This is a genomic window from Xanthomonas sp. DAR 80977, assembly GCF_041240605.1.
In the GTDB taxonomy this organism is placed as follows: Bacteria; Pseudomonadota; Gammaproteobacteria; order Xanthomonadales; family Xanthomonadaceae; genus Xanthomonas_A; species Xanthomonas_A bundabergensis.
This window is the reverse complement of record NZ_CP162487.1, coordinates 148,399-171,517: the sequence shown is the minus strand read 5'-3', so window position 1 is coordinate 171,517 and position 23,119 is coordinate 148,399. Positions and strand designations below refer to the sequence as shown.

22 protein-coding genes are annotated in these 23,119 nt (G+C 67.2%); 9 read left to right on the top strand and 13 right to left on the bottom strand.

What is annotated here, in order from left to right; translation table 11 throughout:
- Positions 1-96 precede the first annotated feature (96 nt).
- Positions 97-528 carry a hypothetical protein gene (locus AB3X10_RS00795; protein WP_369981989.1) on the top strand — a complete coding sequence of 144 codons (432 nt, stop codon included), beginning with the start codon at positions 97-99 and terminating at the stop codon, positions 526-528.
- Between the two features lie 61 nt (positions 529-589).
- On the opposite strand, the gene AB3X10_RS00790 is transcribed toward AB3X10_RS00795, so the two are convergent.
- From AB3X10_RS00790 to AB3X10_RS00780, 3 genes are all read right to left on the bottom strand, one after another.
- The gene (locus AB3X10_RS00790) at positions 590-1,297 is read right to left on the bottom strand and encodes a DUF2306 domain-containing protein (protein ID WP_369978225.1); all 708 of its coding nucleotides are present in this window, start codon (positions 1,295-1,297) and stop codon (positions 590-592) included.
- 180 nt (positions 1,298-1,477) lie between these two features.
- On the bottom strand, positions 1,478-1,822 hold the full coding sequence (locus AB3X10_RS00785) for a SymE family type I addiction module toxin (RefSeq protein WP_369978223.1): 345 nt from the start codon (positions 1,820-1,822) through the stop codon (positions 1,478-1,480).
- Positions 1,815-2,147 carry a hypothetical protein gene (locus AB3X10_RS00780; protein ID WP_369978221.1) on the bottom strand — a complete coding sequence of 111 codons (333 nt, stop codon included), beginning with the start codon at positions 2,145-2,147 and terminating at the stop codon, positions 1,815-1,817. The genes AB3X10_RS00785 and AB3X10_RS00780 overlap by 8 nt, the downstream gene beginning before the upstream one ends.
- Before the next feature lie 265 nt (positions 2,148-2,412).
- On the opposite strand from AB3X10_RS00780, the gene AB3X10_RS00775 reads away from it, so the two are divergent.
- The 5 genes from AB3X10_RS00775 to AB3X10_RS00755 all read left to right on the top strand — a co-directional run bounded on the left by AB3X10_RS00775 (position 2,413) and on the right by AB3X10_RS00755 (position 5,884).
- Positions 2,413-2,838: a hypothetical protein gene (locus AB3X10_RS00775; protein ID WP_369978219.1), complete on the top strand. Its 426-nt coding sequence runs from the start codon at positions 2,413-2,415 to the stop codon at positions 2,836-2,838.
- A gap of 331 nt (positions 2,839-3,169) precedes the next feature.
- Entirely contained in the window at positions 3,170-4,174 is a 1,005-nt protein-coding gene (locus tag AB3X10_RS00770; protein WP_369978217.1) for a ParA family protein, read from the top strand.
- 23 nt (positions 4,175-4,197) lie between these two features.
- Positions 4,198-4,917, top strand: coding sequence for a RelA/SpoT domain-containing protein (locus tag AB3X10_RS00765; protein WP_369978215.1), 720 nt, complete (start codon positions 4,198-4,200; stop codon positions 4,915-4,917).
- A gap of 407 nt (positions 4,918-5,324) precedes the next feature.
- Positions 5,325-5,579 (top strand): antitoxin, encoded by a 255-nt coding sequence (locus AB3X10_RS00760; protein WP_039008653.1) that lies wholly within the window; start codon positions 5,325-5,327, stop codon positions 5,577-5,579.
- Positions 5,576-5,884 (top strand): type II toxin-antitoxin system RelE/ParE family toxin, encoded by a 309-nt coding sequence (locus AB3X10_RS00755; protein ID WP_369978213.1) that lies wholly within the window; start codon positions 5,576-5,578, stop codon positions 5,882-5,884. The genes AB3X10_RS00760 and AB3X10_RS00755 overlap by 4 nt, the downstream gene beginning before the upstream one ends.
- Before the next feature lie 172 nt (positions 5,885-6,056).
- Here AB3X10_RS00755 and AB3X10_RS00750 read toward each other — a convergent pair whose 3' ends face one another.
- Positions 6,057-6,467 carry a hypothetical protein gene (locus AB3X10_RS00750; protein WP_369978211.1) on the bottom strand — a complete coding sequence of 137 codons (411 nt, stop codon included), beginning with the start codon at positions 6,465-6,467 and terminating at the stop codon, positions 6,057-6,059.
- Positions 6,468-6,731: 264 nt separating this feature from the next.
- Here AB3X10_RS00750 and AB3X10_RS00745 point away from each other — a divergent pair, with 264 nt between their 5' ends.
- Positions 6,732-7,178 (top strand): HIT family protein, encoded by a 447-nt coding sequence (locus AB3X10_RS00745; RefSeq protein ID WP_369978209.1) that lies wholly within the window; start codon positions 6,732-6,734, stop codon positions 7,176-7,178.
- A gap of 182 nt (positions 7,179-7,360) precedes the next feature.
- Entirely contained in the window at positions 7,361-9,148 is a 1,788-nt protein-coding gene (locus AB3X10_RS00740) for a hypothetical protein (protein WP_369978208.1), read from the top strand.
- 225 nt (positions 9,149-9,373) lie between these two features.
- On the opposite strand, the gene AB3X10_RS00735 is transcribed toward AB3X10_RS00740, so the two are convergent.
- The 4 genes from AB3X10_RS00735 to AB3X10_RS00720 form a co-directional block, all read right to left on the bottom strand.
- Entirely contained in the window at positions 9,374-10,006 is a 633-nt protein-coding gene (locus AB3X10_RS00735; protein WP_369978206.1) for a DUF805 domain-containing protein, read from the bottom strand.
- A 574-nt stretch (positions 10,007-10,580) separates the two neighbouring features.
- Complete coding sequence (locus AB3X10_RS00730; RefSeq protein ID WP_369978204.1) at positions 10,581-11,156, bottom strand: HEAT repeat domain-containing protein; 576 nt, start codon at positions 11,154-11,156, stop codon at positions 10,581-10,583.
- A gap of 158 nt (positions 11,157-11,314) precedes the next feature.
- Positions 11,315-11,701 carry a DUF6869 domain-containing protein gene (locus AB3X10_RS00725; protein ID WP_369978202.1) on the bottom strand — a complete coding sequence of 129 codons (387 nt, stop codon included), beginning with the start codon at positions 11,699-11,701 and terminating at the stop codon, positions 11,315-11,317.
- An 18-nt stretch (positions 11,702-11,719) separates the two neighbouring features.
- A complete protein-coding gene (locus AB3X10_RS00720) occupies positions 11,720-11,902 on the bottom strand; it encodes a hypothetical protein (protein WP_369978200.1) in 183 nt (60 codons plus the stop codon).
- A 253-nt stretch (positions 11,903-12,155) separates the two neighbouring features.
- Between AB3X10_RS00720 and AB3X10_RS00715 the strand changes: the two genes are divergently transcribed.
- Positions 12,156-12,488: a hypothetical protein gene (locus AB3X10_RS00715; RefSeq protein ID WP_369978198.1), complete on the top strand. Its 333-nt coding sequence runs from the start codon at positions 12,156-12,158 to the stop codon at positions 12,486-12,488.
- A gap of 103 nt (positions 12,489-12,591) precedes the next feature.
- On the opposite strand, the gene AB3X10_RS00710 is transcribed toward AB3X10_RS00715, so the two are convergent.
- The 5 genes from AB3X10_RS00710 to recC all read right to left on the bottom strand — a co-directional run bounded on the left by AB3X10_RS00710 (position 12,592) and on the right by recC (position 22,985).
- A complete protein-coding gene (locus tag AB3X10_RS00710) occupies positions 12,592-12,915 on the bottom strand; it encodes a type II toxin-antitoxin system RelE/ParE family toxin (protein WP_369978197.1) in 324 nt (107 codons plus the stop codon).
- Positions 12,916-12,978: 63 nt separating this feature from the next.
- Positions 12,979-13,323, bottom strand: coding sequence for a type II toxin-antitoxin system Phd/YefM family antitoxin (locus tag AB3X10_RS00705; RefSeq protein ID WP_369978195.1), 345 nt, complete (start codon positions 13,321-13,323; stop codon positions 12,979-12,981).
- A 227-nt stretch (positions 13,324-13,550) separates the two neighbouring features.
- On the bottom strand, positions 13,551-15,572 hold the full coding sequence (gene recD, locus AB3X10_RS00700; RefSeq protein WP_369978194.1) for an exodeoxyribonuclease V subunit alpha: 2,022 nt from the start codon (positions 15,570-15,572) through the stop codon (positions 13,551-13,553).
- A gap of 181 nt (positions 15,573-15,753) precedes the next feature.
- Entirely contained in the window at positions 15,754-19,575 is a 3,822-nt protein-coding gene (gene recB, locus AB3X10_RS00695) for an exodeoxyribonuclease V subunit beta (protein ID WP_369978192.1), read from the bottom strand.
- Positions 19,572-22,985, bottom strand: coding sequence for an exodeoxyribonuclease V subunit gamma (gene recC / locus AB3X10_RS00690; protein ID WP_369978190.1), 3,414 nt, complete (start codon positions 22,983-22,985; stop codon positions 19,572-19,574). Before recC ends, recB begins: the two co-directional genes overlap by 4 nt.
- Positions 22,986-23,119 lie beyond the last annotated feature (134 nt).

The window sequence follows — 23,119 nt, the reverse complement described above, 5'->3', positions numbered from 1 at the left end:
TCCATGGTGGCGGCCCACCTGCGCGTGGCCGACCGCGACGCTTGGAGCAATTCATTCAATAGGAGGTGTCACGTGCACTGGAAGTCCACTGTCGCAATGCTCGCCCTGTCCGCCGCCGCCCTGCCGGCCTTCGCCCAGTCCGATCGGCAAGTGGTCGAGGACATGCTGCTGCGCTCGGCCAACGTCTGCCCCGGCCACAGCACCGACCGCACCGCGCCCACCGTGAGAGCCGTGCCCGTCGGCGCGTTGCGCGTGATGCTCGACCGCGGCCTGGTCATGTGCCCCGACCGCCGCCTCGACGCCGACGCGCCGGCCGTCTTCTACGGCAGGCTCGGCGTCTTCGCCTGGAACCCCGAAGTGAAGGCCGGCTCGACGGTGATCGTCAAGCAGATCGGCGCCATGACCCGCAACGAGGAGTACCCCGCCGAGACCCTGGTGTGGGACGCCAAGGGCACCGCGCTCAAGCAGCAGACGGTGCCCATGTTCGAACCGAAGCCGGGCGCTGCGGTGCTGTACAAGGTGCGCTAAGACCCGCCTACGCTTCTCTGCGGGAAGTACCGGCCGTGGTGGTTCACCACCGCGGTGCTTTTCAGCCGGCGTCCATGCCGACGCCGGTCCCCGCCGGGGCCGCGGTTGTTCGCGTGCCCCGTTTTGCGGCATCGGCCATCCATCGGCCCAGCGCATACACCAACAGCGGCACCGCCCAACTGCCCCACAACAAGAGCGCGATTGTGTTCGGCGAAGGCGCCATTCCGGCACCCACTGCACCATAGAGCGCGACGCGGAACACCACCGGCGCCAGCGTCACCAGATACGCCCGCACCATCCAGCGCCGGTGCAAGCTCACCTGCCCGCGGCGGATGGCCAGCAAGCCCACGGACGCCGCCACCAGCCACGCGATTTCCGTCGCCGCGAAGGCCACGCGGATCGGCATCGGCGCCGGCGACGTGGCGATCAACGCCGTGGCCCCCAGCATCGCCACCAGCATCCCGGCGAAGTAGGCGCGCCCCACCCAGCGATGCACCCACACATGCCGGCGCCAGCGTTGCGTGGCGAACTGCAACGTGCCGAGCACGATGCCCACGGCGCCGCCGCCCAGGTGGCACCACAGCCAGCCACGCCGGCTCAGGAACATGGCATAGGCGGGCGAATCCAGCGCGGCGTATTTCAAATAGACGTGACGGACGAACTCGGCCGCGAAGGCAGCCAGCGCCAACCACAGCAGCGCCCACACCACGCGGGCGGCAGGCCTGCCGCGGCGCACATCGCCACCCTCGCGTATCGGATCGACCCGCATGCCCCGCTCCCTCGGCCAGCCTGCTCTCGGCAGCGGAACGCTAACATGGACCCGCGGCCGGAGCGCGGGCGCAGAGGGAGAGGAAATGGCGGGGGCACGGGAAACACACGCGGCCCGGTTTGCTCCATTCCCATCGTGCGCACCATGCAGCGGCCTTGCACCCGACGGCGGCGCGGCGCGTCAGTCCGCACCAGCCACGCGCACCACCAGTTCGCCGGCGCGCACCTCGATGCGCAGCGTGCTGCCGATGGCGAAGCCCAGCTGTTCCAGCCAGCGCCCGCGCAGGCGCAGCGACGGCACCACCTGGTTGCTGGCCGGGTAATAGCCGTAGCCCATCTTGCAGCGCTGCGGCGGGCGCGTGCGGCGCGGTGGGCGCTGCGCGCGGGCCGCCTCCGCGGCAAGTTCGGCGGCGATCTGCTCGGGCGTCAGCATCGGCGTGAGCGTCGGCTCCACGATGGTCCAGCAGCGCGGGCGCTGCGCCCGCTTGCGGGGCGCGGCGGCGGCACCGGAGGGCGGCTTACGCATGGCGCGGCTCCCCGTGCGACCCCGGCGCCAGGCCATCGCCGCCCAGCCGCTGCGCGTGGATCTCGTCCACGATCCCACGCACCGCGCGGGCGGCAGTGAAGATGTTCTCGCCCAGGATCGACACGCTCTTGTCGTCCAGCGGCGCGCCGCTGCACACCGCCACCATGTCGCTCTGCGCGGTGATGGTGCGTAACAGCGCGTGGAACTGGTCGAGTTGTTGCAGGGTGACGCCGAAGGTGAAGGGCTCTTCCTGCGTCTGTAGCGTGGCCGCTGATGCGGTGTGCCGCAGTGCGGCGGTGGTTCTGCGGGCTTTCGAAGTCGTCATGGCATCCGTCCTCGACGTGGGCGGACGGGGTGTCCGCACAGCCACCGTAGCGCGCTCTTTTTGATATCCAAAAATCAGATATTCACTGGGAGTTTCAGCCGCGCAATGGCCCTCGTGACCGTCACCTCGAACCGGTGCAGTCCACTCGACCGCTGCCCCCTGAAACACCTCATGTCTCGTTTCGTAGACGGCGCAATCGCCAGGCGGACAACTGCTGATTCTGGCGCTATGTTCGACTTTGGGACGGGGGTCGCATGAGATGCAAATGGGGAAGCACAGTTTTGACACGCTGGCTGCATTGCCGTCGCCGCTTGGGACAGCAGACGGCATCGCTGGCTTTCTTGCAGTGCGCTATATGCTCACATGGTGGCTCTCCCGGCACGGCGGCCCACCAGCACAAGGCATTGCTCAGCGCTCGCACGGTACGCTCGCGCCGCTTGCGTGGATCGTGGTGATCGTCTGCTGGATAGCTGCGCTCTTCGCCTTTCTCGGCGCACGCCATCGCCGTCGACTGCTAGACACCCACACCACTCTGGAGAGTGTTGTCGCCGGCGGTGGCTTCGATCTGGCTCTGCTTAAGGACAGCCGCGGCACGCTCGTCCAATGCAAAAATGGGAAACGCAGCAGGCGGGTGTCAGCAAGCAACACGAAATGGCTGAGCATTTGGCCTACCAACGCGCCAACATGGTGAAGATCGTCTGCATCGACGGCTTCATTCGATACGCGGAGTCCTTTGCACCGTGAAAGCCAATCGAATTGACAAGGGGATGATCTTGAAAGTGAAGAATGGCAACGCTGCGCTTCCGACCTGAGCGCGATTGGAGCCAACACCTGCGTCGTCAGCCAACACATACGTTAAGCCACACGCATTTCTGCGTTGCGGGGAGCTTGCGGTTGCAACAATAGTAAATGCACAAGCGAGAATTTCTTCGAAAGTAGCCAGCTCCTGCAGGACAGAGTAACTTTATAAGCGAAAACAACCGGTTCAAAATGAACCATTACCTAAACAGACGAGAAATCAAATGTCCTATACAAAAATAACGTTATTCAACAACAAAGGGGGAGTTGGAAAGACTACCATCGCCTTGAATCTTTCTACCGCGATTGCTGAAAAGGGCAAAAAAGTTCTAATGGTCGATGCAGATCCCCAGTGCAATTTATCGGCATTCTGCCTTGAGGAAAACCAACTTGATGATTACCTTAGGAAGAGCGAGGCAGACAAAGGCTCGACAACTATCTGGGACGGGATAAAGCCCATTGTTCTTGGCCGCGGCGATGTTGCGGATATTAGCATTCTAAAAATTTACGATAATGTATTGCTTTTGGTGGGAGACGTTCTAATTTCGCAGTACGAGGAAGAACTTCCCTCAGCATGGACCGACTCCTTCGCGCGTAAATCGCGCGGCTACGATGTAATGAGCGCCCTTTCAAAACTAGTCGACAAAGTTGCCCGAACATATGCCATAGATATTGTTATATTTGATGTAGGCCCTAACGTCGGGCCATTGAATAGAGCGGTACTTCTTGACTCAGATTATTTCTTAGCACCCGTAGGATCCGATCTATTTTCTCTCCGAGCATTAGGCGCCGTTGGAAAGTCCTTACACCGTTGGATTTCAGACTGGAATACGGTCAGATCACTTGCATCAGACTCCGCCAGGTCAACACTACTTCATGGACGCCCCAAATTCGCGGGATACGTAGCCTCTGCCTACAAAGTTAAAACCGGGGGCAAGAGCGCTAAGCCGCATGAGCATTGGGAAGCTAAAATTGGACCGCGGGTGAAACAGAGGGTAGTAGATGTTTTGGCGACACTAGGACCTGATTTTCACGTAGACCCCCCATACAAGCTTGGAGAGGTCAAGCATTTTCAATCTTTGGCGGCTGATGCACAGAAGCTCAAGCTTCCTTTTAGAGACCTAAAAGGCAGGGTCAACCCCGGTCATAACTCGCAGATCCTTAAAGCCGGGCAAGTCTTTGACAAAATTGCTGATGAACTTCTTGCCCGCGCCGGGGGGAAAAAATGATTTCAAGAGCGCACAAATCTGCGTTGGATGCATTTTACGAACAAGAGCACAGAATAAAACTTTTTGCCAATACCGTTCTTCAATTCTTTGTATCGCATCCCAGCTTATCAGCAGATGTTCATTCGGTAAAGTTGAGGGTTAAAGGACGAGAAAATTTGCTTCTAAAACTTCAACGCAAACAAAAAGATGGCGTCACCGTAGACAACTTGAATATATTTAATATAGTGACAGACCTTGCTGGTGTGCGCGTTTTCCATATCCATGCCGCACAATTCGGAGGAATTCATGATGCGATAATGAGTCAAGTTAGAACCGGGGACTGGGTTCTAGGCGAAGATCCGAAGGCATTCAGTTGGGATCCAGAATCTGTGGAATTTTTTAGGGGCTTTGGCTTTGAGCCTGAAATTAGGCCAACCTTTTACACCTCAATCCATTATCTAGTACGACCTAGTGCTGGCTCTGATTTATGTTGTGAGATTCAAGTCCGCACACTTTTCGAAGAGATTTGGGGCGAAGTCGACCACTCTATGAACTACCCTACCCCAGTTAAAAGCATTGCATGCAGAGAACAGTTGAGGGCTCTTTCTAAACTTGTCGGAACGGGAGGAAGGTTAGTTGATTCAATTATCCGATCAAGAGCGGAGGCTGATGAAAATTCAAACGCTACAAATGGCCTGATTAAGAAAGCCATTAAGGCGCCCCCTACGAAGCGTCTGGGAACAGCTAGCAGGCAAAAAAAGTAGGAAAACCTGTGTCATTGTCCACTGCTCCGAAAACCGGGGTCAGAGTGAACTTACGCGGACGACCCCACCACTTTCAGCTGCCCGTCCGCTATACAGATCGCGCCGCTCGCCTGCGCTGCCGAACCACCTGCCGCCACGCGCCACACGGGCTGGTGGAACGGATTCGGGTAGTGCCTCTGGAGCCGGGATGCACGCGACGATCAGCAAGGCGATGGCCAGCGCCCAGGGGATGGGCCATCAGAGCCTGTCGGCCAGCAGCCCAGGGGGTCGGCAGCGGGAGGGGAATGCGCCCAGCGCCAGCGCCGCACCGCGCTTTCCGACATCCAGGGTGTGGGCGATTCACGCCTCCACCTCTGGCGCTCAATCCCCATGTGCTAATGTGGGTTTGTGTGTTTTTGGAGGCCTCCATGAGCCGGTTGACCATCGATCTCAGCGATCAGCAGCACCAGAGCCTCAAGGCGCTGGCCGCGTTGCAGGGCAAGACCATCAAGCAATACGCGCTCGAACGCTTGTTCCCCGGCGATGTGGATGCCGATCGGACGTGGCAGGAATTGAAAGCCGTGCTGGGAGCGCGCATCGACGAGGGACTTGCCGGCAAGGTGTCCGCCAAGAGCGTCGGCGACATACTCGATGAAGAACTGGCCGAGGGCCGCCGCGTTTGACCAAGCGCTACGTCCTCACCGAGGCGGCGGAGGCCGATCTGCGCGGGGTCGTCCGCTACACGATGCAACGCTGGGGCGAACCGCAGGTGCGCCGTTACATCGCAGAGCTGGAACAGGGTATTGCTCGCCTCGCAGAGGGCGACGGACTTTTCAAGGAGCTTGGCGCGCTCTACCCGGCGCTGCGGGTGGCGCACTGTGCACACCACTACGTCTTCTGCTTGCCACGTGAGAACGCCCCGGCGTTGATCGTGGCGATATTTCACGAACGCATGGACTTGATGGCTCGCCTGGCCGACAGGCTGTAGCTTCACTTCCAGGCCGCACCGCTTAGCCCGCGCCCCATCGCCCGAACCGAGCCGACATTTGCCGCCGCCGGCCAACTTCTCGCCCTGTGTGCCAGCAGCCATGCGCATGCGCTGCAGACAGAATTTGGTGCGACTTGCCAAGCGACGTCGCGGTGGCGGATGACAGAAGCCTCTAGCGCGCTTCTGCCCCTGCATACGTCCCCGAGACGGCGCCCAGTGTCCGATTGTGGCCGAGGCCATAGGCAACGTGCTCCCCCTTGAACGCCGTGCCTTCGAGTTTCCCAACATAGGAGTCGTAGCCGTCGCAGACTCCATTGACCAGCAGAAGTTCCAGGTTTTTGCCTTGGAGCTCGTACGCAGGCTTGCGGGTATATCTGGCGGGGTCTTCCAATACCTTGGCCGCCCTCCAGTCTCCGGATAGACACGTTTTTGCCGGCGCATCGGTAAGGCCGATTTTCAGCGTCCGCACCTGGCCCTTGTCCGACGACTCGACGAAGGTGATGACCCCGTGTTTCGGGGCGGCAAAGACGGCGCAGCCTGCCGCGACAGCGAACAGCGCGGTGAGGACGATGAGCTTACGCATGCCGAATACCATCTGAGCAATCCTTTCTGCAGGGTGGCTGGTGTGGATGTGCTATCGGCGCTCAAGTCAGAGAGCGGGCGCGACAGGCGGATGGTAAGACGAAGCTTGGGGTCAGCGCGCACTTCTCCCGGCCGCCATCCACTGCCCGAGCGGTATGGCGATCGGCGCCAGTCCACCAGTTGCGTTGTCCGATTGACGAGTCGCCGGAGCCCGCCACAGAATCCGTTCCCGCCCCACAGTGGGTTCTCTTCGCCGTTGCGCCTCATGCAGCACGCTCCCCCCGGGTACGACTGTCCGTTCTGCGGTATCGCCGCCACGCTGCCCTCCCCTGCGCCGGAATCGGCTGTTGTCCTGGTGGATGCCAACGTGTACGCCTTGGTGCCGACGCACCACTACGCCGGCATCCAAGGCAACTGCCTGGTGATCCCGCGCGGCCACTACGAGAACGTGCTGGACATGCCGGACGAGCTGGGCCACGAGGTCTTCCGCGCCACGCGGCGCCTGGCGCACGCGATGCTGGCGGCCTTCGGCTGCGAGGGCATCTCCACGCGCCAGCACAACGGGCCGGCCGGCAATCAGGATGTGTGGCACTACCACCTGCACGTGTTCCCGCGCTACGCGAACGACGGGCTGCATGCGGGGCAGAAAGTGCCCTACGCCACCGAGCAGCGCATTGCGCTGGCCGCCCGTCTCCGGGCTGCGTTGCCGTAAGCGTGTCCTTCCTTGTGGTGCCGGTCTTCGTGGCGCTGTGCCGGCGCGTGCTGGAACATCAGGGCTACGCGGTGACGCCGCCTGCCGGCTGACGCCGCGCAGGGCGTACCCCTCCGCAACCGGCGGGCCACGTGTACAGCAGTGCGCCCTTCTAATGGCCGGTTGCCGCCGGTTCCGACGTAATGGCAATGCGCCAGGAGCGGCCCTTGCGCGCGCTCCGGCGCTCGGCACCGCTGTGCGCGCTTTGGGTTCGGGCGCTGCTGCCTGCCAGGTGCACCGCGATGGACTTTCGAGCAGGACAGGGGAAAGATGCGCCGAGCTCCGTCTCTCAACGGCCAGGTGTCATGCGCGCCAAACGCTTTCTCGCCGCTTTTCTCCTGGCAGCCCTGGTGGCGGCCGATGCCTCGGCGCACGACGCCATGCACGACCATGCCGCGATGGAGCGGCTGGGCAGCGTCCACTTCTCGACCTCGTGCAATGCGGCGGCGCAGCCGCGTTTCGATCGCGCGGTGGCGTTGATGCACTCCTTCCAGTTCGGCCCGGCGATCGAGGGCTATCGCGCCGTGCTGGAGGCCGACCCCGGCTGCGCCATCGCCTATTGGGGCATCGCGCTGAGCAGCTGGAGCAATCCGTTCGCCGGCTTCAAGTCGCCCGCACAGCTGCAGCAGGGGTTGGACGCCGTCGACGCGGGGCGGGCGCTGAAGGCCAAGACGCCGCGCGAGCGCGCCTATCTCGAAGCGGTGGCCCATCTGTATGTGGACGCCGACCGGCTGGACCAGGACGCGCGCACCTTGGCCTACGAGCAGGCGATGGCGCGGCTGGCCGCCGACTACCCCAAGGACACCGAAGCGCGCATCTTCTACGCCCTGGCGCTGGCCGCCGCCGCCGACCCCGCCGACAAGACCTATGCGAAACAACTGAAGGCAGGCGCGATCCTGGAGACGCTGTTCGCCAGGTATCCCGATCATCCCGGCCTGGCCCACTACATCATCCACGCCTACGACGAGCCGGCCCTGGCATCGCGCGCCGCCGCCGCCGCGAAGCGCTACGGCGCGATCGCGCCGTCCACGCCGCACGCGCTGCACATGCCCTCGCATACCTTCACCCGGATCGGCGACTGGCAGGCGTCCATCGACACCAATCGGGCCTCGGCCGCGTCGGCGCGCGCCGCAGGTCAGCCGGCCGACGAACTGCACGCCAGCGACTACATGATCTACGCCTATCTGCAGACCGGGCAGGACCAGGCCGCCGGGCAATTGGCCGAGGCGTCGGCACAGGTCTTCGCGCGGTTCGATCCGGCCAAGGCGAACGGCGCGGCGCCGGCCTCGGCCGCCTACTTCGCCCGCGCCGCGATTCCGGCGCGCTACGCGCTGGAGCGCCGCGATTGGGCGCAGGCGGCCAAACTCGCACCCGTGCCGAGCCGCTTTCCCTATGCCGATTCGATCACCTATTTCGCCCGCGGCCTGGGCGCGGCGCATCTTAACGACGGCGCCGGCGCACGCGCGGCGCTCGCGGCGCTGGACCAACTCCACGCCACGTTGGCCAAGCAGGGCGAGGACTATTGGGCCGAGCAGACGGACATCCAGCGGCGGGAAGTCGCCGCGCTCCTGGCCCTGCAGGAAGGGCATGTCGCCGACGCGCTGGCGGGCATGCGCCAGGCCGCCGACCTGGAGGACAAGACCCAGTTGGCCTCGGTCACGCCCGGGCCGCTGGCGCCGGCCCGGGAAATGCTGGGCGAGATGCTGTTGGCCCAGGATCAGCCGGCCGACGCACTGACGGCGTTCGAAGCCTCGCTCGTGCAGGAGCCCAACCGCTTCTGGTCGCTGTACGGCGCAGCCGCATCGGCCAGGCAGGCGGGCGGCGGTGCCAAGGCCCACGCCTATTTCCAGAAGCTGCTGGCCATGGCGCAGCACGCGGATCGCCCCGAACGCCCGCAATTGATCGAGGCGCGCCAGCAAGCCCGGCAGTGAAGGCGCCGCGCTGGTGCAACGGAAACGCAGGCCATTGATCCGCGCGCCGATGGCGATCAATCAGCGCCAACTCGCCAGCCATCCGCGGCCTGGCACATGGGGTCGCCATTCCCGCGGGACGCATCGGGCGGTGATGGGACGACGCCCGGTCAGGTTCACCGCCCGCCGCCAGCCGACCTCGCCCGGGTCACGACGTGGCGATGCCCATCTGCCGGCGATGCCGGCTCAGTTCGTCACCGCCTTGCCTGGTTCGCCCTGCTTGGTCGGATAGGTCAGCAGGTAGAGAAGGACCAGGATGCCTGCGACCGGCGCCAGGCTGATCAGCTGCCACCAGGGGCTGAGTCCCGCGTCGCGCAGGCGGCGGGTGCAGGCCGCAAGCCAGGGCAGCAGCACCAGCAGGCCGGCCAACTGCGCCGGCAGTGGGCCGGTCGCGTCGGCGAGCAGCTGCGCGAAGGCCAGCAGCATGGCCACGGCGAGCGCGAACCACCAGAAATCCGCCCGAGCGGTGGTGCCGCCGAAGTCCAGGCCACGCAGCACGCCCTCGCGGATCGCGCCGAGGGCCGGTTGGCCAGGCATCGGGCGGCCCGCCAGCAGGCTCTCCGCAGGCACCTCGAACACGGCCGCCAGCGCCCGCACCGACTCGGCCGAGGCCTTGGCGCCCGATTCGAGCCGCTGGATGGTGCGTAGATTCAGGCCGCTCAGCGTGGCCAGTTGCTCCTGCGACCAGTGGCGGGCGGTGCGCAGCGCGCGCAGTCGGGCAGCATCGAGGAACATCGGCGTCTCGGCATCGGGCTTGGGTGCAGCCATCATCCTGCCGCATCGCGCCATCCCGTGACGACAGCGATGCGACACGGGCACGACAGGACCCCGACAGTGCGCTGTCGGGCGTGCCGTGGACGAGGCCGACGGGGTGGCAGGGCGGCCGGCCTAACTGGGCGGCGCAGTGCCATGGGCGGCGTTCGGCGTGCTCCCGGCATTTTGACCTCCCATACATCCGGCACTGCGCATCCTTGCCCCGACTTCAATACCGGAGCGCTGGAGATGACGAAGTGGATGGGTGCCGCGCTGGCCGCGGCGATCATGATGACTGGCTGCGCCAAGGTGGAGGGCGAGAAGTTCGTCGGCCATTGGGTCATGGGTCAATAACCGCACACTCACCTTGAGTGATATTAGGCACGGATAGACTGCAAAAGCTGACCTGCAGAGCACATCCACCGTCAGGTCGTCCACTCAGATCGCCTGCTGCAGCGCGGAGCCGTAAGCACCGTCGTTGCCCAGCCAATGCCCGTTCTCATCGTGCAGCGTGTAGGTGCTGGTCTTCTCCACCTCGACGCACCTGCTCACCGTGGCCGCTGTAGCCGCTGTAGCCGCTCTTCATCAAAACCGTGCCCGCACGCCTGGCTTGGCTCCTCCGACCCGCGGCGTCGCATGATTAGCGAATGGAGTCCAGAAGCGTCTGAGCTGCCTGCCTTACATGAGCAGCCGGATCATCGAGATAAGGCGTTATTAGGTGAGCTTCATCAGCTGAGATAAGTCCGTCCAATTCATCGATTGCGTTTTCTCGAACGATTGAATCCTCGTCACCTAGCCCACTCATCAACAATGGCAAAGCATCCTTGCCAAGCACTTCCTTTGCATATCGCAGAACAGCGCCGCGAACGTAGGGAGAGGGATGCTTTAGTTGCGACGAAACAGCTTGCCATTCCTTGGCGCCGATATGCCTTAGCCCATCAATCGCAGCAGCGACAACCAAAGCCTCATCGTGATGAAGGAAACTCTTTATTACTGATTCACTCTCGATGGAAGATGCCATTCCCAAACCGCAGATGCCTGAGCGCAGACGCTTACTGGAAAGATCGCCTAATATTGCCTCCAATGCTTGCCTGTGCTCCTTCGCCAACTCCGTAGCTACGACATCATAGAAATCATCATCCCCAAGAACTTCACAGAAGAAAAGGCCCATCAACTCATCGAATGATTTTCCCACTATATTAAGCAATGCGGACATTACCCTCTCCTGTAGATACGACGAATTTCATTTAAACGGCAGGGCGCTACCGAAGGCTTCGCACTTCAGTTCCCAGGCCCGGATCGCCAAGTCGCGTATCGGTTCAACCACCATGCTTGGCGTGCCAGTAATTCCGGCTGCATCATCTCCCCCTAAGTCTAAACTTCCGAAGACTTAATAATTTCAGCCAATCGGCTGCCAATTTCCGGCGGCAAAGAGTGGTTCCACACGTGTTTAATAACACTTATAAATTCTTCATTTTCGGAAATATACAATGACACAAGAGGCAACACGGTCTGGCCATGCGTTCGCAACATCGTTTCTACCGGACCAGCCCCCAAGTTTTCAGTGATCCATGCATCAGATCTATTTGCTTCGTAGATAGACTCGACTACATGCCAAGCCTGTATTGGCTCCAGCGCGATAAGCACTCCAAATTCATGCAGTACCCATTCGCACTCCGAATATTCAGCTGTGTTCTCTGGAGCAGACTGGAGCCTTTTCCATGCCAAAGCGATATCATTAAGGTTATTTTTATTATTCATGGCTTCGGAAATGGTTTTTCAAGAGAAGGCATTTTTGTCCATGTCCAGAGCCCAAAGGATACGCCAAACACCCTTTTGCTTCTGCACTTTGTAGCGCTGCGCGAAGATTTCCTTGCGCTTGTTTGAATTTTTGCTGATGTCCGCGCCAAGACATAGGAACGGTAGCCTAGTCCTAAAAAGATCGAGATGATCTACTTTCATCGCCCAGAAACGATCCTTAACGTTCTGTAGCCAGAATCGAACCAGTTTGTATCGGGCGAAGGCGCAGCGCCCGTCCTCGAGGCGGCGGCGCGAGTCTCGCAGTGCGTTGAAGCGGCGGTCAAGGTGCGGTGGGAGGTGTGAGGCGCATGCACATCCGCCGCGACAGTATCCACCGCCGGCCCCTGGCCTCTTGACCTTCCATACATCCGGCATTCCTCATCCTTGCCGGGACTTCCAAACCGGAGCGCTGGAGATGACGAAGTGGATGGGTGCCGCGCTGGCCGCGGCGATGCTGATGACCGGCTGCGCCAAGGTGGAGGGCGAGAAGTTCGTCGGCCACTGGGTCAATGTGGAATCGCAGGACGACGTGATGGACATCGAGCGCAACGGCGACTCCTTCATGGTGCGCAACACCACGCCGCGGTTCTTCAGCCGCAAGCCCAAGACCGAGAGCTACCCGGCCATCTACAAGGACGACGTGCTGCAGGTCTCCAACGACGGCGAAACGGTGAACTTCGCCATTGACCAGGCCAATGGCCACCTGCGCACCGGCAGCGACGAGTACCAGCGCGTTCCGGCCAAGTGAACGCGAGCGAACAGGGACGCAGGCAATGACTCCGCCTGCGATCCCCCCGCGGCCGAGGATGAACGAGCACGGGCGGTAGGGTGCACGTTCCCGCCTGCCGCCATCATCCCCCGGGCCACAGCCTTGCGAAGTCGAACGACAGCTGCCGGTGGTGCCGGATGGAGAGCAAGTACACCGTGGGGTTGGTCGAAGCGGACGCCTCCACCACCGTGTAGAGCATCAGGGAGTCGCCATGCGGGTAATTGCGCAATGCATCGGGCGCGCCCACCGGCAACGCGGCCAACTGCGCCAACGCCTCGGCCGACTGCGGTGGGTTGTCCAGATGGCGCCGGCCTATGCGTGGGAAACGCCGCAGGTGCGGGATGACCGTGGCGCGCAACTCGGCGAGCAGGTCATCGAAGGCAACACCGGCATCGGCTTCAAGCAAGAATGCCTGGGTGGCGTCCAGGCACGCGAGGAAGCTCGCGGGCAGTTCGACCCGTTACAAGGGTCAGCTGCGCTCCTTGGCCGCGCGCTTGCCAGCGCTTGCCGCGTTGGATGCACTGGTTGCCGCGCGTCGCTGCTGCAGCTGGCCGATGGCCGCGTCCGCTTCGACGGTGCGACCGGCGGCGATGTCGGCCAGGCCGCGCTTGGCATCGTCGATCACCAGCAGGTGGATGCGCTCGCGCTCCAGCCGGTGGTAGTAGTCCAGCCGGTCGGCGTCGATCAGCGCAACGTAGCTCTCGCCGTTCTTGGTGATGATCTTCTCGGCGCCGGCCTTCGCCTGGTCGGCCAACTCGGAGAGGTTGGCGCGTGCAAGGGTGAAGGGCACCACATCGCTGGCGGAAAAGCCCATGGCCGACTCCTGAAATCCGGATTACAGAATTCTGTACGGTCCATCTTGCCATCGCCCCCTGCAGGCCGGCGAGGCGAATTTTTCGCCACCGATGTCTCCTGCGCCGGCGATATCGCGTAACCACGCTTTCTTCGCCCACGATGCTATCCGGCCCGGCCGGGGGATCGCGATAGGCAAACGTGCCGTCCTGCCGTAGGTGATCACGCCATCGCTCCGGTTCGCCTCCATCAGAACAACGCCCCCTGCACGGGCGCGACCGTGGGTGTTTCCGCTGCTTGCGCGGCGGGTGCCGCCTCTTGCTCCCCACCCAACCGCCACGCCAACCCCGAGATCCGCGCGGCATGCCTTGCCAGCGCGCCACGCAACACGGCTTCGCTGGCGGCCAGATGCAACGTGCGCCGCGCGCGGGTGATGCCGGTGTAGACCAGTTCGCGGCTGAGCACGCGGGCGTCGCGCGTGGGCAGCTGCAGCCAGACCTCGTCGAACTCGCTGCCCTGCGCCTTGTGCACGGTCATGGCGAAGGCGCTCTCGTGCGCGGGCAGTGCGGCGGGGTGGAAGCCGCGGACCTGGCCATCGCCCTCGCCTTCGAACCAGGCCACCAGGGCGCCCTGCGCGTCGCGCAGGCAGATGCCGACGTCGCCGTTGAACAGGCCGTGGCGGTAGCTGTTCTCGGTGACCAGCAGCAGGCGGCCGTGGAACCAGGGCGAGGCGGCGCCGAGGCGGCGTGCGCCGGCGCCGCTGTCGGCCAGCAGTTGTTCGATGCGGGCGTTGAGGCCGCGCGCGCCCTGTGCGCCCGCGCGCACGGCGGTGAGCAGGCGCAGGCGCGCGGCGTCGCGCAGGGCGGCGGCCGGGTCTGCGGCATCGGCCAGTGCGCGCCAGTGCGCGAGCAGGGCGTCGCGGCGCGCGGCGAGCGGGTCGTCGCTGTCTTCGTGGAAGTGCACGCCGGCCAGTTCGCCGCTGCGCAGCAGGGCCAAAGCAGTGTCGGCATCGCCGGCGCGCACGGCGTCGGCCAGCGGGGCGAGGGCGAAGCCCTGCGCCTGGCGGTAGCCGCGCAGCAGATGCACGCGATGGCCGGCCAGGCCGCCGCGGTGGGCGTCGCTTTGAGTGTGGCCGAGCAGCGGCTGCAGCGCTTGCGCGTCGTCCGGCTGCAGCGCGTCGCCGGGGCCGGCGGCCTGCAGGATGGCGGCGAGCACGTCGCCGGCTTCCACCGAGGGCAACTGGTCGGCATCGCCAAGCAGGATCAGTTGGGTGCCGTCGGCCACCGCTTCGACCAGCTTGCACATCAGCGGCAGGTCGACCATGGAGGCTTCGTCGACCACGATCAGGTCGAACGGCAGCGGGTTGTCAGCGTCGTGGCGGAAGCGCGGCAGGTCGGGGATCACGCCGAGCAGGCGGTGCAGGGTGCTGGCGCCGGCGGGTAGCGCGGCGGCCAGGGCCGGGTCGATGCCGTGGTCGAGTGCGCGTGCCACCGCCGCACGCAGGCTCTCGGCCATGCGCTCGGCGGCGCGGCCGGTGGGGGCGGCCAGGGCGATGCGCGGGGCGGTGGCCGCGCTGGCCTGCGCCTGCGCGATGCGCAGCAGCAGCAGGCGCGCGATGGTGGTGGTCTTGCCGGTGCCGGGGCCGCCGGTGACCAGCAGCAGGGCGCGGCGCAGGGCCAATGCCGCGGCCTGGGCTTGGCGGTCGGTGGGCTGGTCGGTGAGGCCCGTACCCTCACCCGCCCTTCGGGCACCCTCTCTCCCGCGGGGACTCCCTTCGGTCGCCGGGGGGAGAGGGGAAGCGCCGGCGTTCGGGAATAACTGTGCGAACAGCGGGGCGAGTGCGGCGACGTCGAAGGACGGCAGCGGTTGCGCGGCGAGGCGGCGCAGGCCTTGCGCGAGGCGGCGCTCGTATTCGCGGTAGCGGCGCAGGTAGAGCAGGCCGTGTTCCAGGACCAGCGGGCAGTCGGCGGCGGACGCGTCCTCCGGCGCGGGTTGGGCGATCCAGCGTGAGGCGGCGAGGACGCGTTGCCAGTCGATCGGGTCCGGGAGTTGCGGTGGCGGGCCGTCGCGTGGGTCCAGCAGGACGTTGGCACGGGCCGGGTCCAGGCCGGCGTGGCCGCTGGCCACGGCCAGTGACGCCAGGGCGGCGCCGGCCAGGACCAGGTCGGGGGTTTCTGCGTCCAGGCGGCTCAGGGTTTGGGCGAAGGCGTGGTCGAGGGTGCGCAGGGTGCCGCTGCGGTGGAGGGCGGCCAGGAGGTTGGGTTGGCTCACGGGGTGGGGGCTCCGTGGGCGGACGGACCCTCACCCCAACCCCTCTCCCGCGGGGAGAGGGGCTCAAGCGGGGCGCCGGCGAACTGAGTGTCCGCGGCTTCGACTTGGCTCTGGGCGAAAGCGTGGTCCAGGGTGTGCGGCGTGCCGCTACGTTGCAGTGCGGCTAGTCGGTTGGATCGGTTCACGGGGTGGGGCCTCCGTGGGCAGACGTCCCTTCACCCCAACCCCTCTCTCCCACGGGGACTTCCTGCGGTCGCCGAGGGGAGAGGGGCTTGAGCGGAGCGCCGGCGAACAGGGCGTCGACGGACTCGACCAGGTCCGAGTCGAAGCGCCAGGCGTGGACGCCCGGCGAGGGGTCGCGGGCGGCGTCCAGGCCGCGGCAGAACAGGTAGCGCACGCCGCCGAAGTCGCGGGCGTAGTCGTAGGCCTCGCCCAGGCGGAAGCGCAGCCAGCGGTGCAGGGCCACGGTGTAGATCAGCGCCTGCAGTTCGTATTCGCTGTGCGCCATCGCCCGCGCCAGGGCGTCGGGGTCGTAGCTGGGCAGGCGGTTGGATTTGTAGTCGAGCACGTACCAGCGCCCGTCGTGCTGGTAGGTGAGATCGATCAGGCCGGTCATCAGCCCTTCCAGGCGCTGGCGCGCGCCGAACGCCTGGCGTTCGCCGACCACGCCGAAGCGGTGCAGCAGCGGCAGCAGCGCATCGACGCGGGTGGGCCGCATGGCGAAGTGGAATTCCATTTCGTTGCGGCGCTGCGGTTCGGGCACCGCGGCCAGGCGGGTGCCTTCGGGCAACGCGACGGTGAGGGTGTGGCCGACCAGGGCGGTGAGCATGGCGGCGCCATCCTCCAGTTCGTCCTGCGCGTAGCCGCCGCGTTGCAGCGCTTCCAGCAGCGCCGCGGTCTGCCCGTCCGGCGCCGGCTGGCCAGGGCGCCAGTCGCGCCAGGCGGCGAAGTCGCAGCGTTCGAACACGTCGTGCATGGCCACGCCGAAGCGGTTGCCGGTGAAGCGGCGGTCGAACGCTTCCACGTCCAGCGTCGTCGCCACCGCCTCGCTGGCGGACGGCTCGTCGTTGCCGCCGCTGCCGACCACGGTGGCGCTGGCCATCGGATCGGGGGCGCTGCCGGCATCGGCGTTGGCCAGCTGGGTGAAGCTGTACACCCACCACTCCGGCGCGACATGGCGCTGTGGCACGCGCGCCGGCGGCACCTGGATGGCGTCGGCCATCGGCAGGCGCGGCAGGGTGGCCGGCGGCGGCGTGGTGTCGATGGCGATCGCGCCCGGCGCCGCGGCGGCCTGCAGCGCGTCCAGGTCGCCGACCATCGCCGCCAGCGCGCTGCGCTCGTGCTGGTGGAACGGCCCGGTGGCGATCCACAGCGCGTGCTCGGCGCGGGTCAGGCCGACGTAGAGCAGGCGCGCGTCCTCGGCGCGCTGTTCCTGTTTCCACGCTGCTTCCGCCGTGCTCCAGGCCGGATCATCCTTGCCAGTGTTCCAGTGCAACTGGCGGCCGAGCGGCGGCGCATGCACCACGCAGTGGCGGCCGGCGCCGCGCTCGCTGCGGCCGATGCCGATGTAGGGCAGGAACACCAGCGGATACTCCAGGCCCTTGCTCTTGTGCAGGGTCACGATCTGCACCCGGCGCGCATCCGATTCCAGGCGCAGTTGCTGGGTCTCGTCGTTGTCGTCGGCATTGGCGATGCGCCGCGCCAGCCAGTCGACCAGCCCGTGCGCGCCGAGCGCGCGGGTGTCGGCTTCCTGCAGGGTTTCGGCCAGCTGCAGGTAGTTGGTCAGGCGGCGCTCGCCGTCGACCAGCGCCAGCAGGCGCTGCGCGTGCGCGGCACCGAGGTCGCCGATCAAGGCCAGCGGCCCGCCGCGCTGCCAGCGTTCGCGCCAGTCCAGCGCCTGTTGCTGCCAGCTGCGGTGCCGATCGCCGTTGTGTTCGAGCGCGGCGATGGCGGCGGCGTCCTCGCCGATCAGCACCGTGGCCAGTGCCGCGCGCAGGCGGCTGTCGTCGCCCGGGTCGAGCAGCGCCTGCAGCAGGGTCAGCAGTTCCAGCGCTTCGTCGGTGGCGAACAGGCTCTGCCTGCCGGCGGCCACCGCGGGGATGCCGACCGCCCCCAGCGCCTGCTGGATGCGGGTGGCCTCGCCGTGGCTGCGCACCAGCACCGCGATGTCGCCGGCCTGCACCGCGCGGCCGGCGACGCTGGCGGTGCCGCCGCGGCCTGCCGCCAGCCAGCCGCGGATGGCGGCGACGCAGGCGGCGGTGCACAGCGCGCGCGCGCGGCCGGCGCTCCACGGCTTGGGCTTGCCCTTGTCCGGCGGCGGCGGTTCCGGCGCGCGCCACACGGTCAGCGCCGGGGCGGTGGCGCCGTCGCGCTGCAGCTCGGCGTCGTGGCGCTTGCTGCCCGCCTGCACCGGATGGAAGACGATGCCGTCGGTCAGGAACGCCTGCGCGTAGCCGGCCTGCGCGTACAGCGCGTCGAGCGCGGCCAGCAGCGCCGGGCGCGAGCGGAAGTTGTGGCCGAGCGGCGGCGCCGGTTCGGCGCTGGCGGCGGCGGCCAGGTAGGTCTGCACATCGCCGCCGCGGAAGCCGTAGATCGCCTGCTTGGGATCGCCGATCACGAACAGCGCAGGGTCCAATCCGGCCTCGCGCGCCAGTGCGCCCTCGCCGAACACGCTGGAGAAGATCGACCACTGGCGGTCGTCGGTGTCCTGGAATTCGTCCACCAGCGCGATCGCGTACTGCGCGCGCAGCCGCCGCGCCAGCGCCTCGGCCTGCGCGCCGTGCAGGGCGTGGGCGACGCCATCGACCAGGTCGTCGTAGGTCTGCACGCGGCGCTGGCGCTTGAGCAGGGCCAGCCGCGCTGCCGCGTCGTCGCGCAACGCATGCAGCAGGCGGATGCGGCGTCCGGCGCGCGCCTGCTCCAACCGCGCCAGCGCGGCCAGGTAGCCGTCGATCGCGTGACTCATCGGCGAGGCGGGGGTGCGCCCGACGAATTTCTTGTTGGTGCCGGAGGCCAGTTCCGCGGCCGTGAGCTTGACCAGCTTTGCGTGCGGCGGAAGGCCAGGCGCAGGCGCGGCGGCGAAGCCGTCGCACCAATGCCACAGCGACGCCAGCCATTCGGGCTTGTAGCTGACCTTGCTCAACACGCCGTCTTCGATGGCGGCGGCGATCGCGTCGAAGAACGCGGTGCCGTGCGCGTGGAAGGCGCTGGCCAGTGCGTTGGCCGCGTCCTGCGCTGCGTGCGTGGCCGCGGCGACGTCGTCGGCCAGCGCCGGTGCCGCCGGCAGCAGCTGCGGATGCCGCACCAGCTCGCGCAGGTCGCTTGCCAGCGTGTCCGGGCCGCCCGGCCATAGCGCGACCAGGTCCTCGGCCATCGTCGCGTCGGCGGCGCGCGCGCGCCACAGGTCGGCGGCGACTTCGCCGAGCAGGTCGCGGTCGTTGGCCAGCAGCTCGGGCGCGGCGAAGGTCTGGCCGCTCTCCAGCGCGTGCTCGCGCAGCACCCGCGCGCAGAAGCCGTGGATGGTGAAGATGGCGGCGAGGTCGATTTCCTCCACCGCTTGTTGCAGGCGGCGGCGCAGGGCGGCGGGGGTTTCTTCGCTGGCGGCCAGGTGTGCGGCGAGGATGGCGCGGGTGAGGACGGCGTCCGGCGCGTCCTGTAGGAGCGGCTTCAGCCGCGACCGGTCGTCGGCGATCGCGGTGGGCAACAGGTGGTCCAAGGTCCCGGTCGCGGCTGAAGCCGCTCCTACAGGAGCCGGGGCAGCGTCGGGTACCAGCGTCGCCGCCAGCGCCAGGCGCTCGCGGATGCGGCGGCGCAGTTCCTGGGTGGCGGCCTCGGTGAAGGTGACCGCCAGGATCTGGCCGATGCGCAGGCCGCGCTCGACCACCAGCCGGGTGAACAGGGTGGCCAGGGTGAAGGTCTTGCCGGTGCCGGCGCTGGCCTCGATCAGGCGCACGCCGTGCAGTGGCAGGGTCAGGTACGGGTCGTCGATGCGGACGGCGCTCATTCGGCGTCCTCCTGCGCACCACGCCATTGCCGCCAGCTCTCGGCCAGCCGCGCCGGATCCAGCGCGCTGTCGGCAGCGCCGCGTTCGAGCAGGGAATACAGCGTGTGGCTGGTGGCAGCGAACTCGGCGAAGCGCTGCGCGTCGGCGAACGGGTCGCCGCCGCGATGCACCAGGCGCAGTTCCGGCGTGGCCGCTTCGCTCCAGCCGAAGCTGGCCTGCCACTGCGCGGCCGCGTCCTTGATCGCCTTGTCGAGGTCGTCGTTGCGCGCGGCCTGGTAGTACTTCCAGCTGCTGTACGGGGCGAACGCCAACGGCGCCTGCAGGCCCTGCCGATACAGCCGCAACAGCGCGGCCAGCGCCGCCTGCGCCTGCGCCGGCGACAGCGGTTCGGTGCGGTCGCCGTCCATCGGATGCGGGCCGAGGCCGTCGTCGTCTTCGAAGAAACGCACGAACGGTGCACCTTCGCCGGCGGCGCGCAGCAGCAGCCATTCCAGGCCGTGGCGGATCGCCGCGCGCCCGCCGATCGCACCGACCTGCACCCGGCCCACGCCGTTCGCGTACCAGCCGGGCAGGCGGCCGTGCAGGTCGGTGCCGTCGAGCTGCAGCTGCAGCCGCTGCGACTGCGCCGGCGCGTCGCCGCGCCACTGCGCGAACGCCTGCGCGTACGGGCGCAGCTGGCGCAGGCGCTCGTCGAGCAGGCGCCGGCCCAGCGGGCCGGACGGCAGCAGCGCGCGCGCGCGCAGGCGGGCGTAGAGTTCATCGGTGGCGCCGCTCAGCACCGCTTCCAGCACCTGTTGCTGCAGCTCGTGTTGTTCCAGCCCGCTGCCCGGCGCCAGCAGCGGCTCCAGGTCGCTGTCCTCGCCGGCCGGGTCGGGCAGGCGCATCCCTAAGCGATGGCGCAGGAACTGTCCGGCCGGATCGGCGAACAGGCGGCGCAGGTCGTCGATCGCCAGGCTCGCCGGCACCGCCATGTCATCCGCGGGCAAGGCCGCGGCCACCCACGGCGCCAGCGCCTGGCGCTGCCCGGCCAGGCTGTCCACCGCCGGCCGCCACTGGCGGCGATAGCTGAAGCGGCGCGGGTCGGCGCCGTCCTCGCCGAGCGCACCGAACGCGGCGGCGGCGAACGGTTGCAGCGGATGCCGCACCACGAGGTGTTCGATCGCCTTGGGATCGGTGTGGTACTGCGCGGCGCTGGCCAGCAGTTCGCTGACCAGCACCGACGGCTCGCGCACGCTGCCGTCGCGCGCATCGGCGCCGAGGTAACTGAGGTAGAACACGTCCTGCGCCGAGGCGAACAGCTGCAGGAACAGGAACCGGTCGTCCTCGCGGGTGGAACGGTCGCCGTGGCGGCGGCGCGCGCTGCCCAGTTCGGCGGTGAGGCGGTTGAGGCCGGCGGCCGGGTCGCGGCGCGGGAAGTCGCCGTCGTTCATGCCCAGCAGGCAGATCGCGCGGAACGGCAGCAGGCGCATCGGCACCATGCGGCCGAAGCTGATGCCGCCGGTGAGCAGCGGCGCGCGCGTGTCCGATTCGCCAAGCACCGCGGCGAAATGCGCGCGCACCACCTCGGCCGGAACCTTGCCGGCGTACTCGGCGCGCGCCGCGTCGCGGGCAAACTGGTCGATCAGGCTGCGCAGCCGCTCCAGCGCGCGTTGTGCGCGCGGCGCGGACGGCGCTTGCGGGATCAGCGCATCGAGCAGGCCGAGCAGGCATTCGCGCCAGTCCGCCGGGGCCATCGGCTCGGCCAGCAGCGCCTGGTGGCGGTCGAGCACGCGCAGCAGCCGCAGCAGCGTGTCCAGCGCCAGCAGCGCGCTGCCTTCCAGCTGCGGCCATGGCGCCACGCCGGCGATGTCGTCCTCGGCGCCGCTGGCGTGGCCAAGCAGCAGCCGGTCCAGCGCGAAGCGCCAGGTGTAGGCATCGTCGGCCGGCGCCTGGTGCTGGCGCCGGTGCGCCGCGTCCAGGCCCCAGCGCGCGCCGGCGGCGTGCAGCCAGCCGCGCAGGCGCTCCAGCCCGGTCTCGTCCAGTCCGGCGGCCTCGGCGATCGGCGCGCTGGCCAGCAGGTCGAGGATCTCGTGCAGGCCGAAGCGCGACAGCGGCAGGCCGAGCAGGGTCAGGAACACCTCGGCCAGCGGCTCGCTGGCCAAAGGGCTGGCGTCGGCCAGCGCGTACGGCAGCGCGCCGTCGCTGCCGTGGCCGCCGAACACCGCGTCCAGGTACGGCACGTACGGGTCGATGTCCGGCGACAGCACCGCGATCTCGCGCGACTGCAGCGGCGGATCGAAGCGCGGATCGTCGAGCAGCGCGCGCAGCTGGTCATGCAACACCTGCAACTCGCGCAGGCGGGTGTGGCAGGCGTGCACCTGCAGGCTCGGGTCGGCCAAGTCCACCTGCGGCAGCGGCGCCGGCACGGCCGGCGCGCGGCGGTGGAACAGGTCGCTCTGCATGCGCCGCAGCAGGCTGTCGCCGAGGCCGCCGGCGGCCAGCGGGCGGTGGCCGGAGGCCAGCGGATCGGCGTAGACCGCGATCTCGGCCAGCGGATGCACCACTTCGTAGTCGCCGACCAGCGCCATGAAGTCGCGCCCGGCCGCGCCCCAGGCCTGCAGCAGTGGGTTTTCCTGCACCTGGTCGGCGAACAGGTCGACGGCGCCATCCTCGCGGCGGCGCTGCCACAGCGTCTGCAGGTCGCCCCAATAGCCCTGGGTCGGCGTGGGCAGGTAGAAGTGCAGCGTGCCCAGCCGCGCCTGGGTGGCGAGCACGCGCAGCACGTCGGGCGAGATGTTGAGGATGGCGAAGGCGAACAGCCGCTTCGGCAGGCCTTGCGGCAGCGGGCCGTCGGGCCGCGCGTAGCGGTCCAGGTACTGGCCGATGCGGCGCGCGCGATACTGGCGACCGCCGGCGATCCGGCGCCACAGCCGCGCCTGCGGATCGTCCGCGTCGGCACCGCCTTCCCAGCGCAGCAGCCAGTCGCGGCGCCAGGCCTGGTACTTCTCGAACACGTTGCCCAGCTCGCCGGCCAGCGCCCACGGCTTGAGCGCGTCGCCGTCGGCCAGGTAGCCGGCCAGCGGCGCCAGCGCCGCGTCGCTGCCCAGGTCGGCCTGCAACGCCGCGTACAGCCGCCACTGCGTGGTGGCCATGTCCAGGTCGTCGGCGGCCGGGCCGAGGTTGGCTTCCAGCGCGCGCGCGACGAATTCGCCTGGGGTGAGGAATTCCAGGTTGGCGGCGACGCCGTGCGCGGCGGCCAACGTGGACTGCAGCCAGCGGCGCATCGCCACCTGCGGGATCAGCACCACCTCTGGCGCCAGCAGCGGCTGCTCCGGCACCGGCCGGCGCAGTTCCTCGGCGAGCAGGGCGGCCAGGGTATCCAGCGCGTTGGACGGGTACAGGCGGAAATCGGGCGCGGACGTGGCGTGCATGCGAGCGGCATTGTGCCGGATGCGCGCGTGCGGCGTCGTTGCGGGATGCGCGATGCGGGTTGGCTGATAGCCGCAGTCGCAGGTGGAACTCAGGCGGGCGCTGCCTCGTGCGCCCGACTCCGCGAGACGCTTCG

What these genes read in the sequence shown, in the direction of transcription:
- AB3X10_RS00775 (WP_369978219.1), top strand. Translation starts at nt 2,413, where the DNA reads ATGGGGAAGCACAGTTTTGACACGCTGGCTGCATTGCCGTCGCCGCTT.
- AB3X10_RS00745 (WP_369978209.1), top strand. Translation starts at nt 6,732, where the DNA reads ATGCAGCACGCTCCCCCCGGGTACGACTGTCCGTTCTGCGGTATCGCC.
- AB3X10_RS00740 (WP_369978208.1), top strand. Translation starts at nt 7,361, where the DNA reads ATGGCAATGCGCCAGGAGCGGCCCTTGCGCGCGCTCCGGCGCTCGGCA.
- AB3X10_RS00785 (WP_369978223.1), bottom strand. Translation starts at nt 1,822, where the DNA reads ATGCGTAAGCCGCCCTCCGGTGCCGCCGCCGCGCCCCGCAAGCGGGCG.
- recC (WP_369978190.1), bottom strand. Translation starts at nt 22,985, where the DNA reads ATGCACGCCACGTCCGCGCCCGATTTCCGCCTGTACCCGTCCAACGCG.
- AB3X10_RS00770 (WP_369978217.1), top strand. Translation starts at nt 3,170, where the DNA reads ATGTCCTATACAAAAATAACGTTATTCAACAACAAAGGGGGAGTTGGA.
- AB3X10_RS00760 (WP_039008653.1), top strand. Translation starts at nt 5,325, where the DNA reads ATGAGCCGGTTGACCATCGATCTCAGCGATCAGCAGCACCAGAGCCTC.
- AB3X10_RS00750 (WP_369978211.1), bottom strand. Translation starts at nt 6,467, where the DNA reads ATGCGTAAGCTCATCGTCCTCACCGCGCTGTTCGCTGTCGCGGCAGGC.
- recB (WP_369978192.1), bottom strand. Translation starts at nt 19,575, where the DNA reads ATGAGCGCCGTCCGCATCGACGACCCGTACCTGACCCTGCCACTGCAC.
- AB3X10_RS00795 (WP_369981989.1), top strand. Translation starts at nt 97, where the DNA reads ATGCTCGCCCTGTCCGCCGCCGCCCTGCCGGCCTTCGCCCAGTCCGAT.
- AB3X10_RS00730 (WP_369978204.1), bottom strand. Translation starts at nt 11,156, where the DNA reads ATGTCCGCATTGCTTAATATAGTGGGAAAATCATTCGATGAGTTGATG.
- AB3X10_RS00720 (WP_369978200.1), bottom strand. Translation starts at nt 11,902, where the DNA reads ATGAAAGTAGATCATCTCGATCTTTTTAGGACTAGGCTACCGTTCCTA.
- AB3X10_RS00780 (WP_369978221.1), bottom strand. Translation starts at nt 2,147, where the DNA reads ATGACGACTTCGAAAGCCCGCAGAACCACCGCCGCACTGCGGCACACC.
- AB3X10_RS00725 (WP_369978202.1), bottom strand. Translation starts at nt 11,701, where the DNA reads ATGAATAATAAAAATAACCTTAATGATATCGCTTTGGCATGGAAAAGG.
- AB3X10_RS00705 (WP_369978195.1), bottom strand. Translation starts at nt 13,323, where the DNA reads ATGGGCTTTTCCGCCAGCGATGTGGTGCCCTTCACCCTTGCACGCGCC.
- AB3X10_RS00790 (WP_369978225.1), bottom strand. Translation starts at nt 1,297, where the DNA reads ATGCGGGTCGATCCGATACGCGAGGGTGGCGATGTGCGCCGCGGCAGG.
- AB3X10_RS00715 (WP_369978198.1), top strand. Translation starts at nt 12,156, where the DNA reads ATGACGAAGTGGATGGGTGCCGCGCTGGCCGCGGCGATGCTGATGACC.